Origin of the sequence: Escherichia sp. 10290 (assembly GCF_030295155.1) — a bacterium.
GTDB classification, from domain to species: domain Bacteria; phylum Pseudomonadota; class Gammaproteobacteria; order Enterobacterales; family Enterobacteriaceae; genus Escherichia; species Escherichia coli_F.
This window is the reverse complement of record NZ_AP025741.1, coordinates 483,046-498,450: the sequence shown is the minus strand read 5'-3', so window position 1 is coordinate 498,450 and position 15,405 is coordinate 483,046. Positions and strand designations below refer to the sequence as shown.

Below are 15,405 nucleotides of genomic sequence, written 5' to 3'. Positions count from 1 at the left end.
GGGGATGATACAGCGGTATATTTAAACAATTTTAGCGGGAAATACTCCCAACCAGGCGCGGCGAAGAATAGTTTTTCGATTTACCGCGTGAATGCAGTCAGTATGACAGCACCTGAAGCGCAATTTAAACGCTTATAACGTTTTAAAGCAAGAAGGGATCTAAAAACCAGAGGTATATAGCGATAAGAAATCACCAACCAGTATAAAACACTATTTCCGTGAAAAAGACATGGCTAATCATGCGAACAAAAAATCACCAGCCGTTGTAAAATCTAACGCCCGTATTTTGACTGCAAAGAAAATAAGCCAGCATCAGCTGGCTTATGGCAATAAAAGATGACAAAGGCGGATTATTCGCTGTTTTTGGCAATTAAACGTTCCGGGATAACAAAACTGAAACGCGTACCTTTTCCCACCGTACTCTCAATATGCAGGCGACTTTCGTGATGATTCACCGCATGTTTCACGATCGCTAACCCTAATCCGCTACCGCCAGTTTGTCGGGAACGTGCTTTATCAACGCGATAAAAACGCTCGGTCAGGCGCGGAATATGCTCCGGTGCGATGCCCGGTCCATTATCTTCAACGCTAAATTCGGCACCGTGCGGCACTCGCTGCCAGCGTACGGTGATATGCGTACCTTCCGGCGTATGATTCACGGCATTATAAACCAGGTTAGAAATCGCGCTGCGAAGTTGGTCTTCGTTGCCAGACACCTTGAGGTCGTTATCTATTTCAAAGGTAAATGTCTGTCTCTGCTGGCTCAGAGTCTGGGCCTCACGCTCAACGACCCGCAGCATCATCGGCACATCAACCTTTTCATTAAGCAACTGCGTTGGCGCGGCTTCTATTTTTGACAGCGTCAGTAACTGCTTCACCAGCCCTTCCATCCGCTGGGTCTGCTCGCGCATGGTGTGCAACGCTTTTTCACGTACCGCACCTTGCAGTGGTTGCTCATCCATCATCTCCAGGTAACCCTGTAACACTGTCAATGGCGTACGCAACTCATGGCTCACGTTGGCAAAAAAGTTACGCCGCGCCCCTTCCAGTTGATGCATTTGCGTGACATCACGCGCCACCATCAGCAACTGTTTGTGGGTATAAGGCATGACGCGAATTTCCAGATGCCGCCCGGTATTGAGCACCAGATTGAGCGGGCGAGAAAAATCACGCGTTTTCAGATATTGCGTAAACTCCGGATAACGCAGCAGATTAAGGATGTTCTGCCCATTATCTTCCGGCCAGCGCAAACCAAGAATTTGTTGCGCCAGACCATTACACCAGAAAATACCGCCCTCTTCCGTGGTCAGCACCACCGCATCAGGCAGCGACTCCGCGCCGCTACGAAAGCGTTTAATCAGATTGCCCAGTTCGCGGCGACGTTTTTTATTACGCAGCTGCATCTGGTGTAAGCCGTATAGCAGCGGTTCCCAGCTACCACGCCCCGGAGGCGGGGTCATACTGCGATCCACCCACAGCCACCATGAAAGGCGCAATAAATTCCAAAAATGCCAGATAAGCAGTCCTGTTACCGATGCCAGCAAAAACCAAGGCAGGTAACCAAAAAATGCACCCAGGATGAAAGCCGGGAGGCAGCAAAGTAGCAGCTCCAGCACCAGCCTTTTCCACGACAGCCGTTCCAGCACGTAAGATACTCCAGTTAAGAAATCATAAGCCCTGCTCTGCGTCCGATGAGCAAGGCGTTAAAAGCGGGTTGAAAAACGATATCCTGTACCGCGTACGGTCTGCACCATGCGGTCATGTCCGCCGGGCTCCAGTGCCTTACGCAGGCGACGAATGTGAACATCGACCGTGCGGTCTTCCACATATACGTTGGTTCCCCAGACGTGGTTTAACAGCTGCTCGCGGCTGTACACGCGCTCGGGATGTGTCATAAAAAAGTGCAGCAGTTTAAATTCTGTCGGCCCCATCTCCAGCGGTTCTTCGCCCGCCATCACCCGGTGAGATGTCGGGTCGAGACTGAGCCCCTGCATCTCGATCACCTCTTCCACCGCCATTGGCGAAATACGGCGCATTACCGCTTTGATTCGCGCCACCAGTTCCTTCGGCGAAAACGGCTTGGTGATATAGTCATCCGCACCGGTTTCAAGGCCGCGCACGCGATCTTCTTCTTCCCCTCTGGCGGTCAGCATCACCACTGGAATATCTCGGGTCATCGACTCGCGCTTGAGGTGTTTGATGAACTGGATACCGGAGCCGCCAGGTAACATCCAGTCAAGGAGAATTAAATCCGGCCAGGGTTCATTCAGTTGATTCACAGCACTGTCATAATCTTCCGCTTCGACCGGCTGAAAGCCATTTTGTTCGAGCACGAAGCAGACCATTTCGCGAATTGGAGCTTCATCTTCTACGACCAGAATACGTCTCGCCATGATTTGCCCTGTTGTAATAAATAGGTTGCGATCATTAATGCGACGTCATTATGCGTCAGATTTATGACAGATTTATGAAAAGCACGTCGCACATATCTTCAGGTAGTTGATTTCCGTGGCGCAGAAAAAAGCAAATGGCACATCTGTTTGGGTATAATCGCGCCCATGCTTTTTCGCCAGGGAATCGTTATGCGCATCCTTCACACCTCAGACTGGCATCTCGGCCAGAACTTCTACAGTAAAAGCCGCGAAGCTGAACACCAGGCCTTTCTTGACTGGCTGCTGGAAACAGCGCAAACCCATCAGGTGGATGCGATTATTGTTGCCGGTGATGTTTTCGATACCGGATCACCACCCAGTTACGCCCGCACGTTATACAACCGTTTTGTTGTCAATTTACAGCAAACGGGCTGTCATCTGGTGGTACTGGCAGGAAACCATGACTCGGTCGCCACGCTGAATGAATCGCGCGATATCATGGCGTTCCTCAATACTACCGTGGTCGCCAGCGCCGGACATGCGCCGCAAATCTTGCCTCGTCGCGACGGGACGCCAGGCGCAGTGCTGTGCCCCATTCCTTTTTTACGCCCGCGTGACATTATTACCAGCCAGGCGGGGCTTAACGGTATTGAAAAACAACAACATTTGCTGGCGGCTATTACCGATTATTACCAACAACATTATGCCGATGCCTGCAAACTGCGCGGCGATCAGCCTCTGCCCATCATCGCCACGGGGCATTTAACGACCGTTGGTGCCAGCAAAAGTGACGCCGTGCGTGACATTTATATTGGCACGCTGGACGCCTTCCCGGCACAAAACTTTCCGCCAGCCGACTACATCGCGCTCGGGCATATTCACCGCGCACAGATTATTGGCGGCATGGAACATGTTCGCTATTGCGGTTCCCCCATTCCACTGAGTTTTGATGAATGCGGAAAAAGTAAATATGTCCATCTGGTGACATTTTCAAACGGCAAATTAGAGAGCGTGGAAAACCTGAGCGTGCCGATAACGCAACCGATGGCGGTACTGAAAGGCGATCTGGCGTCGATTACCGAACAGCTGGAACAGTGGCGCGATGTATCACAGGAACCACCTGTCTGGCTGGATATCGAAATCACTACTGATGAGTATCTGCATGATATTCAGCGCAAAATCCAGGCATTAACTGAATCACTGCCTGTCGAAGTATTGCTGGTACGCCGCAGCCGTGAACAGCGCGAGCGTGTGTTAGCCAGCCAACAGCGTGAAACCCTCAGCGAACTCAGCGTCGAAGAGGTGTTTAATCGTCGTCTCGCACTGGAAGAACTGGATGAATCACAGCAGCAACGTCTGCAACATCTTTTCACCACGACGCTGCAGACCCTCGCCGGAGAACACGAAGCATGAAAATTCTCAGCCTGCGCCTGAAAAACCTGAACTCGTTAAAAGGCGAATGGAAGATTGATTTCACCCGCGAGCCGTTCGCCAGCAATGGGCTGTTTGCGATTACCGGCCCAACCGGCGCGGGGAAAACCACCCTGCTGGATGCCATTTGCCTGGCGCTGTATCACGAAACTCCGCGCCTTTCTAACGTTTCACAATCGCAAAATGATCTAATGACCCGCGATACCGCCGAATGTCTGGCGGAAGTGGAGTTTGAAGTCAAAGGTGAAGCGTACCGTGCCTTCTGGAGCCAGAATCGGGCGCGTAACCAGCCAGACGGTAATTTGCAGGTGCCGCGCGTAGAGCTGGCGCGCTGTACCGATGGCAAAATTCTCGCTGACAAAGTGAAAGATAAGCTGGAACTGACGGCGACGTTAACCGGACTGGATTATGGGCGTTTCACCCGTTCGATGCTGCTTTCGCAGGGGCAATTTGCTGCCTTCCTGAATGCCAAACCAAAAGAACGCGCGGAATTGCTCGAGGAATTAACCGGCACCGAAATCTACGGGCAAATCTCTGCGATGGTCTTTGAGCAGCACAAATCGGCCCGCACTGAGCTGGAGAAACTGCAAGCGCAGGCCAGCGGCGTCGCGTTATTAGCGCCAGAACAAGTGCAATCGCTGACAGAAAGTTTGCAGGTACTCACTGTCGAAGAGAAACAGTTACTCGCCGCACAGCAGCAAGAACAACAATCGCTAAACTGGTTAACGCGTCTGGACGAATTGCAGCAAGAAGCCAGCCGCCGTCAGCAGGCATTGCAACAGGCGTTAGCCGAAGAAGAAAAAGCGCAACCTCAACTGGCGGCGCTCAGTCTGGCACAACCGGCGCGAAATCTTCGTCCGCACTGGGAACGCATCGCAGAACACACTGCGGCACTGGCGCATACTCGCCAGCAGATTGAAGAAGTAAATACTCGCTTACAGCGCACAATGGCGCTTCGTGCGAGCATTCGCCACCACGCGGCGAAGCAGTCTGCAGAATTACAGCAGCAGCAACAAAGCCTGAATGCCTGGTTACAGGAACACGACCGCTTCCGTCAGTGGAACAACGAACTGGCGGGTTGGCGTGCGCAGTTCTCCCAACAAACCAGCGATCGCGAGCATCTGCGGCAATGGCAGCAACAGTTAACCCATGCAGAGCAAAAACTTAATTCACTTCCGGCGATCTCGTTGACGTTGAGCGCCGATGAAGTTGCTAGCGCCCTGGCGCAACATGCTGAGCAACGCACGCTGCGTCAGCGCCTGGTCGCGCTGCATGGGCAGATTGTTCCCCAACAAAAACGCCTGGCGCAATTACAGGTCGCTATCCAGAATGTCACGCAGGAACAGACGCAACGTAACGCCGCACTTAACGAAATGCGCCAGCGTTATAAAGAAAAAACGCAACAACTTGCCGATGTGAAAACCATTTGCGAGCAGGAAGCGCGCATCAAAACGCTGGAAGCTCAACGTGCGCAGTTACAGGCAGGTCAGCCTTGCCCACTTTGTGGTTCCACCAGCCACCCGGCAGTAGAGGCGTATCAGGCACTGGAACCGGGTGTTAATCAGGCCCGCTTACTGACGCTTGAAAACGAAGTGAAAAAGCTCGGGGAGGAAGGCGCGGCGCTGCGCGGGCAACTGGATGCATTAACGAAGCAGCTTCAGCGCGATGAGAACGAAGCGCAAAGCCTCCGACAAGATGAGCAAGCACTTACTCAACAGTGGCGAGCTGTCACAGCCAGCCTCAATATCACCTTGCAGCCACAGAACGACATTCAACCGTGGCTGGATGCACAAGATGAACATGAACGCCAGTTGCGGTTACTCAGCCAACGACATGAATTACAAGGGCAGATTGCTGCGCATAATCAACAAATTATCCAGTATCAACAGCAAATTGAACAACGCCAGCAGCAACTCTCTGCGGCATTAGCGAGTTACGCGCTGGCATTGCCACAGGAAAATGAAGAAGAGAGCTGGTTAGCGACACGTCAGCAAGAAGCGCAGAGCTGGCAACAGCGTCAGAACGAATTAACCACGCTGCAAAACCGTATTCAGCAACTGACGCCGATTCTGGATACGTTACCGCAAGGTGATGAGTTACCGCACAGCGAAGAAACAGTGGCACTGGAAAACTGGCGGCAAATTCATGAACAATGTCTCGCGTTACAAAGCCAGCAGCAAACGTTGCAGCAGCAGGGCGTTCTGGCGACACAAAGTCTGCAAAAAGCCCAGGCGCAGTTTGACACCGCGCTACAGGCCAGCGTCTTTGACGATCAACAGGCGTTCCTTGCAGCACTGATGGATGAACGAACACTAACGCAACTGGAACAGCTCAAACAGAATCTGGAAAACCAGCGCCGTCAGGCGCAAACGTTGACCGCTCAGACAGCAGAAACGCTGGTACAGCATCAGCATCACCGACCTGACGGGTTAGATCTCTCTATGACGATGGAACAGATTAAACAAGAGTTAGCACAAACTAACCAAAAGTTGCGTGAAAACACCACGAGTCAGGGCGAGATTCGTCAACAGCTGAAACAGGATGCGGAAAACCGTCAGCAACAACAAACCTTAATGCAGCAAATTGCTCAAATGACGCAGCAGGTTGAGGACTGGGGATATCTGAATTCGCTAATAGGTTCCAAAGAGGGCGATAAATTCCGCAAGTTTGCCCAGGGACTGACGCTGGATAATTTAGTCCATCTCGCTAATCAGCAACTTACCCGGTTACACGGGCGCTATCTGTTACAGCGCAAAGCCAGCGAGGCGCTGGAAGTCGAGGTTGTCGATACCTGGCAGGCAGACGCGGTACGCGATACCCGTACGCTTTCTGGCGGCGAAAGTTTTCTCGTCAGTCTGGCGCTGGCGCTGGCACTTTCGGATCTGGTCAGCCATAAAACGCGTATTGACTCGCTGTTCCTCGATGAAGGTTTCGGCACGCTGGATAGCGAAACACTGGATACCGCCCTTGATGCCCTGGATGCTCTGAATGCCAGTGGTAAAACTATCGGTGTGATTAGCCACGTTGAAGCGATGAAAGAGCGTATTCCGGTGCAGATCAAAGTGAAGAAGATCAACGGACTAGGCTACAGCAAGCTGGAAAATGCATTTGCAGTGAAATAACTATTCAGCAGGATAATGAATACAGAGGGGCGAATTATCTCTTGGCCTCGCTGGCCGTTATCCTGCAAGCTATCACTTTATTGGCTACGGTGATTGGTAGCCGTTCTGGTGGTTGTGATGGTGGTATGAAAAAAGTTATTTTATCTTTGGCTCTGGGCACGTTTGGTTTGGGAATGGCCGAATTTGGCATTATGGGCGTGCTTACGGAGCTGGCACATAACGTAGGTATTTCGATTCCTGCCGCCGGGCATATGATCTCGTATTATGCGCTGGGGGTGGTGGTCGGTGCACCAATCATCGCACTCTTTTCCAGCCGCTACTCGCTCAAACATATCTTGTTGTTTCTGGTGGCGTTGTGCGTTATTGGCAATGCCATGTTCACGCTCTCTTCGTCTTACCTGATGCTCGCCCTTGGTCGGCTGGTTTCCGGCTTTCCGCATGGCGCTTTTTTTGGCGTCGGGGCGATTGTGTTATCGAAAATTATCAAACCCGGCAAAGTCACCGCCGCCGTGGCGGGGATGGTTTCGGGGATGACAGTTGCCAATTTGCTGGGCATTCCGCTGGGGACGTATTTAAGTCAGGAGTTTAGCTGGCGTTACACCTTTTTATTGATCTCTGTGTTTAATATCGCGGTGATGGCATCGGTCTATTTTTGGGTGCCGGATATTCGCGACGAGGCGAAAGGAAAGCTGCGCGAACAATTTCACTTTTTGCGCAGCCCGGCCCCGTGGTTAATTTTCGCTGCCACGATGTTTGGCAACGCGGGTGTATTTGCCTGGTTCAGCTACGTAAAGCCATACATGATGTTTATTTCCGGTTTTTCGGAAACGGCGATGACCTTTATTATGATGTTAGTTGGGCTGGGGATGGTGTTGGGGAATGTGCTAAGTGGCCGGATTTCAGGACGTTATTCACCACTACGCATTGCGGCAGTGACTGATTTCATTATTGTGCTGGCATTGCTGATGCTCTTTTTCTTCGGCGGCATGAAAACAACGTCGCTTATTTTTGCTTTTATTTGTTGCGCGGGATTATTTGCCCTTTCAGCACCACTGCAAATATTGTTACTGCAAAATGCCAAAGGTGGAGAATTATTAGGTGCCGCAGGTGGGCAAATAGCGTTTAACCTCGGTAGCGCGGTCGGCGCATATTGCGGAGGTATGATGCTGACGCTGGGGCTGACTTATAATTACGTGGCGCTGCCTGCCGCCCTGCTTTCGTTTGCTGCGATGTCGTCGTTGCTGCTGTATGGTCGCTATAAGCGCCAGCAAGCGGCGGATAGTCCGGTGCTGGCGAAACCAGTGGGATAGGTTGCAGTCACTGCTTGTTGTCGGATGCGGCGCGAGCGTCTTATCCGACCTACGCGGGCTGCTCATTTTGTAGGCCTGATAAGACGCGGCAAGCGTCGCATCAGGCATGATGCACCAATTGCCTGGTTTTTTTACTCTTGTGGCCATAACCACGCAGCGCCGCGTACGCCACTGGAATCACCATGTTTCGCCTTACGCACCGGCGTTTCACATTCGCCGCCGAAGACAAATTGTTTAATCAACTGCGGAACCGTTTGATATAAACGATCTACATTGCTCATCCCTCCCCCCAACACAATCACATCCGGATCGAGAATATTCACTACGTGTGCCAGCGATTTTGCCAGCCGCAGCTCGTAGCGACGCAATGCCAGTTCCGCTACCGGATCGCTTTCTTCTACCAGGCGGATAATTTCACTGCCTTTCAGCGCATGTCCGCTCAAACGACGATAATCCGTCGCGAATCCCGTGCCCGAAATAAAGGTTTCAATACAACCTTGTTTACCGCAATAACAAGGGACTTCCTCGCGATAACGCAGTTCATCTTCGTCCATCCACGGTAGCGGATTGTGTCCCCACTCGCCTGCCGTGCCATTGCCGCCGATATGCGCTCGACCATTGAACGCTACGCCCGCGCCGCATCCCGTGCCGATAATCACGGCAAATACCGTCTGCGCTCCCGCTGCTGCGCCATCTACCGCTTCCGAGACCGCCAGACAGTTGGCGTCATTTGCCAACCGCACTTCCCGTTGCAACCGCGCGCTTAAATCTTTATCAAATGGCTGACCGTTAAGCCAGGTTGAATTGGCATTTTTCACCACGCCAGTGTAAGGCGAAATCGAGCCTGGAATGCCCATGCCTACCGTTCCGCGCTGCCCTGTCGCCTGCTCCGCCATATCAACCAACGTGGCGATCGTTTCGATGGTCTGATGGTAATCATCACGCGGCGTGGGCAGACGATGACGATACAACTGCTCCCCTGCATCGCCCAGTGCAATCACTTCAGTTTTAGTGCCGCCTAAATCGATACCTATACGCACGGTACTCTCCTTATTTTTTTCAATATCAATAGCGTAGAGACGGACAACCGGATTGGCAATGCAAGGCCGCCGACAATTCGTTATCATGCCCGCTAAATTTAACGACAAGGCCGTGGAAATTATCATGCTGTGGTTCAAAAATTTAATGGTTTACCGTCTTAGCCGCGAGATTTCGCTGCGTGCAGAAGAGATGGAAAAACAGCTAGCCTCGATGGCATTTACCCCATGCGGCAGACAGGACATGGCGAAGATGGGCTGGGTTCCTCCGATGGGATCGCACAGCGATGCGTTAACGCACGTTGCCAATGGTCAAATTGTTATCTGCGCACGCAAAGAAGAAAAAATCCTCCCGTCTCCGGTGATTAAACAGGCGCTGGAAGCAAAAATCGCCAAGCTGGAAGCGGAACAGGCGCGCAAGCTGAAGAAAACCGAAAAAGATTCGCTGAAAGATGAAGTGCTGCACTCTCTTCTGCCGCGCGCTTTCAGCCGTTTCAGCCAAACCATGATGTGGATCGACACGGTAAACGGTTTGATTATGGTGGACTGCGCCAGTGCCAAAAAAGCAGAAGATACGCTGGCATTACTGCGTAAAAGCCTGGGGTCGTTACCGGTTGTACCATTGAGCATGGAAAACCCGATTGAACTGACGCTGACCGAATGGGTACGCTCTGGTAGTGCGGCACAAGGCTTCCAGCTGCTTGATGAAGCCGAACTGAAATCGTTGCTGGAAGATGGCGGCGTGATCCGCGCGAAGAAACAAGATTTGACCAGCGAAGAAATCACCAACCACATTGAAGCAGGAAAAGTGGTGACTAAACTGGCGCTCGACTGGCAGCAGCGCATTCAGTTTGTGATGTGCGACGATGGTTCACTCAAGCGTCTGAAGTTTTGCGACGAGCTGCGCGATCAAAACGAAGATATCGACCGTGAAGATTTTGCCCAACGTTTTGATGCCGATTTCATCCTGATGACCGGTGAACTGGCAGCATTAATCCACAACCTGATCGAAGGATTAGGTGGCGAAGCACAACGTTAATTGCTGATTTGCCTTTAATGCCGGATGCGACGCCTGCGGCGTCTTATCCGGCGTACGAATCCACACCAGGCATATAATCATTCGCTACGGCGGGCAATAATTTTTAGCGCAGCAATATTATGCGTTTTACGCCGTAACTGATCCAACCGTCTCATCCCTATTCGCCTGTCAGCGGCACGCAGAATATTCACTAACCCCCATTTATCGCTGGTAAATTGTTTCGTTAACAGCTCCGCTTTTGGGGTATCAATATATTCACGCAATAAATCAGAAATTGAACAAATATCCGTCAGATAAGGATACCAGCAAGTTTCACCATGAAAATTACGCACTCCACCATTGCCTGCCATAAAGTCTTTTGGGTAATCCCAGATCACGTCTTTATCCAACGTGATCCAATAACGCGGTAAATCGGTGCTTCCACCATTTTGGCTGCGCATGGGATAACGGGTACAGTGAATTTGCAGGTTGATCGTTGGCGTCAGTAAGTCATAAATCTCCCGCTGTAACTTGCTTCAGGGGCGTTGTGTCATTGTTTTTCCTCAAGCCGGTTACGCGCTTCACTGCGAATTTGCCGCGTTGCCCCGGTTTTCACTAAATCACGTAACTGCGAAAGATCGGGCTGATCGACAAATAAGATTAATGATGGATCCTCTTTTAACCACGCCGTTTTCACATCGGCAGCCAACTGTGAATTATTAATAGCCAGCGCCCGATCCTGTGACTCAGTCAATGTCGTTAACAAAGAGGCTGGGGTATGTACATTGTGCAACGCCGTCTGCCGCAAATGATCATTGTGACTTTTCAGCAATCCGCACCACCATTCATCATCTGATTTATCTTTTATCGTATCCAGCTCCGCAAAAATATCGCTTTCCTCATGATTCCAGCGGAGTAATCCTCTTTCACTTTGTCTACGGGTGCTATTTTTCATACTGACAACAGACTACGCCCAGTCGGAGTTAAAACGATACTGTTGATCGAGTTTGTTGATAATTCCGGAGGGTAAATCTTTATTATCAAATAACTGGTTTCGCATCCGATAGCGGTATTCAGCAGGTAAATAAACCAGTAAATCGATAGCATTATTAAGCATCTCTTCGTCAATAATACCATTATCAATCAGCGCCAGCTGTACTTCGTAGGCTTGCTCTTGATCTTCTTGCCGTTTACTCATCATTAATTTTAAGGTGTGTTGCCATAATTGTTTCTTATACTCCAGAGGTAACAATTTATCGCGTGCCAGCTCATACCAGATGCTGGGAATGTCATGCTGATTCAGTAGATAACTAATCCCTTCCTTCGAGGTCAGATAACGCATGCCGTCACGTAAATTGTGCACATCTTCTTTTGCCAAAGTCAGTTGACGCGACTCCGGCAAAGCGACAAATAACGCCTTCACGATATTTTTATTTTCTTTATTATCCAGATACATTTGTTCTGCGATACGTTCAACATCCTCTGTCCTCAGGGTCGCTGACTGTTGGGTGATTTTTAGTTCAGTAAGCGTCCGGGCTAATGCTTGACGAACTTTCAGCGATTTATCTTTACTCAACAACACCGCTTGTTGTGCGGTTAAATCGGTTCCGGTAATTCTTTCGCGTAACTCCGGATCTTCGCTATTTATCAATTCATCAACCACTGCAGTTGGAACCAGCCAGGCGTAATCGTAATGGCTGATTAATGTCTTGCGCACACTGAGAAAAGGGCTTTGACTTAACGACACAACAATATCAGGAGAAAGATTATCCTGTCTGGCCTGCTCCAGCTGTACGCTCTCGACGGGTACAGACATTAATTTTTTATTCACTTCGGCGGAAATGTTACTGTTTTTAACCAGCCCTCTGGCAACAGCTTCATCTTTAATTAATTCATCGGTAAGCAAATGCATGTGTTGAGCAGGCCAGGACTGCGCCATTGATTCACGCGTCTGGTCATCGGGGTGCTGTAACAGTTGCAGCATAACGGCGGTTGACAAACTTTCTATATGAGTCAGAAAACGTGCCACCAGTGGATCTTCATGCTTTATTTTATCCGCAAGGAAATTATCGAGTTTCCCCGTTTCAATCCATTTTAATTTCTCATTAATTTCAGGAGCAGCTTTATCTCGAAAAACAGGTAACCCCTGAATTATATTGTCTACGACGCTATCATAGTCAGGATACGCATTGGAAATATTATCGGTTTCGATTTCAGTATGATCGTAAAAGTCGGGATTCACCAGTGAATAGGATTTTTGAATATTCTCATCCCAGCTATATCCTTCACCGCTTTCATCTTCATTGATATAAAACTCAGCTTTGATGACCTCAAATTGCGTTGCTTTATCGGAAACAATAATGCCTCGCGCGCTAATTCCTTTCATCACTTCAAAGTTGTGATCATTATAATCAGCATAAACCAAACCTTTCGCTGTCATCTGCCCTTTCACATACGCGAAATCATGATTAATAAAGTTGTCGACAATAACATTACCTAATACAATCAGATGACCATTACCTGACAGATAATCATCATAATCGCCGGAAATCGTTAAATTACCGTTCACCACCAGTTTATTTTGATTGCTGAAGTTAGCGGGTAATGATAGGTCACCATTATGATAATACCAGCGGATATTATCTTTTAGCATATAAGCAGCTTCCATACTATCGTTGGTTGCCGCTTTAACCACGTTGCGCTCATCTGCCGTCATAAGATGAAAGTCAGAGGTGATAAGGTCCTCGCTACTGATCCACTCTGTGGCACATGCATTGCCAGTCATAAAAAACACGACCATACAGATGACCAATATATTAATTCTATTCATAATCTTCACTGATATTTATATCAACCTTGATGAATTATGAATATATCGGAAATCGAAAAAATCTCAGCAAAGGAAATATTATTATGGGTTAAAGAGAGGATATTTCAGAAAAATGCCCTCCCGTTCATGGGGAAGGCGAGGAATTACAGATAGCGGCACAGATAAGAGGTGGGTTCGGCAACTTGCAGATGAAACTCGCTGTGACCGGGAACATTAAACACCGAACCGGCTTCATACACTTGCCAGTCGGTCGCGTCAGGCAGTAACACATTCAGCGCACCACTGATTACCGTCATCTCTTCAGGCTCAGCGGTGCTGAAGGTGTATTCGCCTTCAACCATAACACCCACGCTGGCGCGACCAGTGCTGCTGCTGGAAAAGCCGATCGATTTCACTTTGCCGGAAAAGTACTCATTACTTTGAAGCATAAACTGGCCCTGTCTGGTAGTTGAACATCTACTTCACTATAGGGGCCAGAGGCGCTGGCTGTCACGCAAAATTACACCAGTAATTCCGCAGCTAGCCGTGCAATCAATACGTTAGAGAGCAAGACAGGAACATCGAGCTGTTTTTGCAGTAAATCGCGATGACGTTGGTTAAATCCCAAACAATCCAGCATGATGACATCTGCGCCTTTTGCCAGTAATTCTTTCCCGGCATCAATGATTTTTTGTTCCGAATCATGAATGGGGTTACCCAATGAAAATACTGGCGGTTTCTGCAAAATTTGCCATTTTTGCGCCTGAACGGTCAGTAGCTCTTCAACCGGTACGATAACCCCCACCTGATGATCTTCAACAATAGATGAAACCAGCGGTGGCAATATTCGCAACGGCTCAAGAAAGATCGTATTACGCGCAGTCATACTCCTAATGTTTGCTGTACTCATTAATATAATGACGTCGTAGCCCTGATTATCGAGCACTTCAACCACACCTTGTAAGTCACGCTCCACTTTGCGACGCGAGACATGGGCCAGTTGGTTGTCATTTAATAATGTGAGAATTGTGTCTTCGCCTGCTTCTGGCGCGTACTCCGCCATCACTTCTTCGCGGCTTAACTTCCCCAGCAGGCTATGATGGGAAATATTATCTTCGTCAATGTATTCTGTCAGGAGCGGCAAAACTTCCTGCATAGGTACAATGCCGATGGTCAGGATCGCCAACGACGCACTCATTGTTCTTCCACCTTACTTTTATTTCGTCGTTAATTACCGGGCAAGCGCTAAGCACCACTGCCGACACTTACCTGTGCTACAAATGACAAAAAGCGTAGCAGCAGACCTGCACGGCATAATGTAAAGATTCCAAATGATTCCAGTAATGGATTGTTATTGTTTAATATTCTAATTATTTGAAAAACATGAATTGTGAAAAATGTGACGCAGATCCCTTGTGGTGGCACTCAGAATCCCTTCCGAGCAGTCTGATGCGGTCACTCTTTGTCAGGGTCCTCATAGCGTTTTTTCGCATCCATCGCTTCCTGAGCGGTCGGATGTTCACTGATCAACGAGTCTGGTTTAGGATGATCGGCTCTGAGTTGGTACCAGGTTACCGTCTGTCCTGGCTTTCCTTTTTCAATCGTCACTATATATGCTTCACGAGGATAAGGCGGTTTCGTTGGCATCGTTCTTCCTTATTTCACGGGATGAACGTTAAGTATAGGCGCTCGAAAATCAACAATTGATCGTCTGTGCCAGGGCGCTACGAATTTCAGAAATCACCTGGCTGGGTTCGTTTGTTGCGTCGATGATAATATGCGCAACTTCGCGATATAGCGCATCGCGTTCTTCCAGCACTTCCTGAACTTCTTCGCTCAGCGGTTTCCCCGTTAAGGTTGGCCGTAAATCTTCTTCCGGTGCAGCTTGCAGTCGGTTAACCAGGACTGATACTGGCGCACACAAATAAACCACGATCCCGTTATTTTGCATAAAGTGACGATTAAATTCCGTCAGGATAATGCCGCCGCCCGTGGCGATAACGGTGGATGGCGCAGTTACCGCTTCCAACGCCGCCGTTTCTCTGGCGCGGAATCCCGCCCACTCTTCCCTTTCGACGATCTCCGCGACCGTCATATTGAGCTGTGATTGCAACCACTGGTCGGTATCGACAAATCGACGGTTAAGCGAATCGGCAAGGGCCATTCCGACCGTTGTTTTACCACAGCCCCGAGGCCCGATCAGAAAAAGAGGTTGTGTCATCGTGGGTTTTCCCCAATAGGTCGCAATGCGGCGAAAGCCGGTGTCATGAGAATAGCGATCATACCATCAAACTAGTACAATTTCG

The 15,405-nt window shown here is 49.6% G+C and carries 12 protein-coding genes and 1 pseudogene; 4 read left to right on the top strand and 9 right to left on the bottom strand.

What is annotated here, in order from left to right; genetic code table 11:
• Nucleotides 1–350 precede the first annotated feature (350 nt).
• On the bottom strand, nt 351–1,646 hold the full coding sequence (gene phoR, locus QUE74_RS02385) for a phosphate regulon sensor histidine kinase PhoR (protein ID WP_000893620.1): 1,296 nt from the start codon (nt 1,644–1,646) through the stop codon (nt 351–353).
• A gap of 57 nt (nt 1,647–1,703) precedes the next feature.
• Nucleotides 1,704–2,393, bottom strand: coding sequence for a phosphate response regulator transcription factor PhoB (gene phoB / locus QUE74_RS02380; protein WP_000113933.1), 690 nt, complete (start codon nt 2,391–2,393; stop codon nt 1,704–1,706).
• Between the two features lie 189 nt (nt 2,394–2,582).
• On the opposite strand from phoB, the gene sbcD reads away from it, so the two are divergent.
• The 3 genes from sbcD (at nt 2,583) to araJ (ending at nt 8,235) form a co-directional block, all read left to right on the top strand.
• Nucleotides 2,583–3,785, top strand: a complete 1,203-nt coding sequence (gene sbcD, locus QUE74_RS02375) for an exonuclease subunit SbcD (RefSeq protein ID WP_001221329.1) — start codon at nt 2,583–2,585, stop codon at nt 3,783–3,785.
• Entirely contained in the window at nt 3,782–6,925 is a 3,144-nt protein-coding gene (gene sbcC, locus QUE74_RS02370) for an exonuclease subunit SbcC (RefSeq protein ID WP_000698966.1), read from the top strand. Before sbcD ends, sbcC begins: the two co-directional genes overlap by 4 nt.
• Before the next feature lie 125 nt (nt 6,926–7,050).
• Nucleotides 7,051–8,235 (top strand): MFS transporter AraJ, encoded by a 1,185-nt coding sequence (araJ, locus tag QUE74_RS02365; protein WP_001360439.1) that lies wholly within the window; start codon nt 7,051–7,053, stop codon nt 8,233–8,235.
• Nucleotides 8,236–8,366: 131 nt separating this feature from the next.
• Here the strand turns inward: araJ and mak are convergent, their stop codons facing one another.
• On the bottom strand, nt 8,367–9,275 hold the full coding sequence (mak, locus tag QUE74_RS02360) for a fructokinase (RefSeq protein ID WP_001219294.1): 909 nt from the start codon (nt 9,273–9,275) through the stop codon (nt 8,367–8,369).
• 124 nt (nt 9,276–9,399) lie between these two features.
• On the opposite strand from mak, the gene rdgC reads away from it, so the two are divergent.
• On the top strand, nt 9,400–10,311 hold the full coding sequence (gene rdgC, locus QUE74_RS02355; protein ID WP_001360438.1) for a recombination-associated protein RdgC: 912 nt from the start codon (nt 9,400–9,402) through the stop codon (nt 10,309–10,311).
• Nucleotides 10,312–10,388: 77 nt separating this feature from the next.
• Here rdgC and QUE74_RS02350 read toward each other — a convergent pair whose 3' ends face one another.
• The 6 genes and pseudogenes from QUE74_RS02350 to aroL all read right to left on the bottom strand — a co-directional run bounded on the left by QUE74_RS02350 (nt 10,389) and on the right by aroL (nt 15,320).
• Nucleotides 10,389–10,808, bottom strand: a complete 420-nt coding sequence (locus QUE74_RS02350) for an SF0329 family protein (RefSeq protein WP_241957439.1) — start codon at nt 10,806–10,808, stop codon at nt 10,389–10,391.
• A 32-nt stretch (nt 10,809–10,840) separates the two neighbouring features.
• Nucleotides 10,841–13,120, bottom strand: a pseudogene (locus QUE74_RS02345) (DUF2773 domain-containing protein).
• Nucleotides 13,121–13,263: 143 nt separating this feature from the next.
• The gene (gene ppnP, locus QUE74_RS02340; RefSeq protein ID WP_000941942.1) at nt 13,264–13,548 is read right to left on the bottom strand and encodes a pyrimidine/purine nucleoside phosphorylase; all 285 of its coding nucleotides are present in this window, start codon (nt 13,546–13,548) and stop codon (nt 13,264–13,266) included.
• A gap of 71 nt (nt 13,549–13,619) precedes the next feature.
• Nucleotides 13,620–14,297 (bottom strand): AroM family protein, encoded by a 678-nt coding sequence (locus QUE74_RS02335; RefSeq protein WP_001276407.1) that lies wholly within the window; start codon nt 14,295–14,297, stop codon nt 13,620–13,622.
• A gap of 257 nt (nt 14,298–14,554) precedes the next feature.
• Nucleotides 14,555–14,746, bottom strand: a complete 192-nt coding sequence (gene yaiA, locus QUE74_RS02330; RefSeq protein ID WP_001142439.1) for a protein YaiA — start codon at nt 14,744–14,746, stop codon at nt 14,555–14,557.
• A gap of 49 nt (nt 14,747–14,795) precedes the next feature.
• Entirely contained in the window at nt 14,796–15,320 is a 525-nt protein-coding gene (aroL, locus tag QUE74_RS02325; RefSeq protein ID WP_000193393.1) for a shikimate kinase AroL, read from the bottom strand.
• Nucleotides 15,321–15,405: the final 85 nt, after the last annotated feature.

Bases quoted from the DNA above. Each gene is read 5' to 3' on its own strand.
- phoB (WP_000113933.1), bottom strand. From the start codon at position 2,393: ATGGCGAGACGTATTCTGGTCGTAGAAGATGAAGCTCCAATTCGCGAA.
- sbcD (WP_001221329.1), top strand. From the start codon at position 2,583: ATGCGCATCCTTCACACCTCAGACTGGCATCTCGGCCAGAACTTCTAC.
- sbcC (WP_000698966.1), top strand. From the start codon at position 3,782: ATGAAAATTCTCAGCCTGCGCCTGAAAAACCTGAACTCGTTAAAAGGC.
- araJ (WP_001360439.1), top strand. From the start codon at position 7,051: ATGAAAAAAGTTATTTTATCTTTGGCTCTGGGCACGTTTGGTTTGGGA.
- rdgC (WP_001360438.1), top strand. From the start codon at position 9,400: ATGCTGTGGTTCAAAAATTTAATGGTTTACCGTCTTAGCCGCGAGATT.
- ppnP (WP_000941942.1), bottom strand. From the start codon at position 13,548: ATGCTTCAAAGTAATGAGTACTTTTCCGGCAAAGTGAAATCGATCGGC.
- QUE74_RS02335 (WP_001276407.1), bottom strand. From the start codon at position 14,297: ATGAGTGCGTCGTTGGCGATCCTGACCATCGGCATTGTACCTATGCAG.
- yaiA (WP_001142439.1), bottom strand. From the start codon at position 14,746: ATGCCAACGAAACCGCCTTATCCTCGTGAAGCATATATAGTGACGATT.
- aroL (WP_000193393.1), bottom strand. From the start codon at position 15,320: ATGACACAACCTCTTTTTCTGATCGGGCCTCGGGGCTGTGGTAAAACA.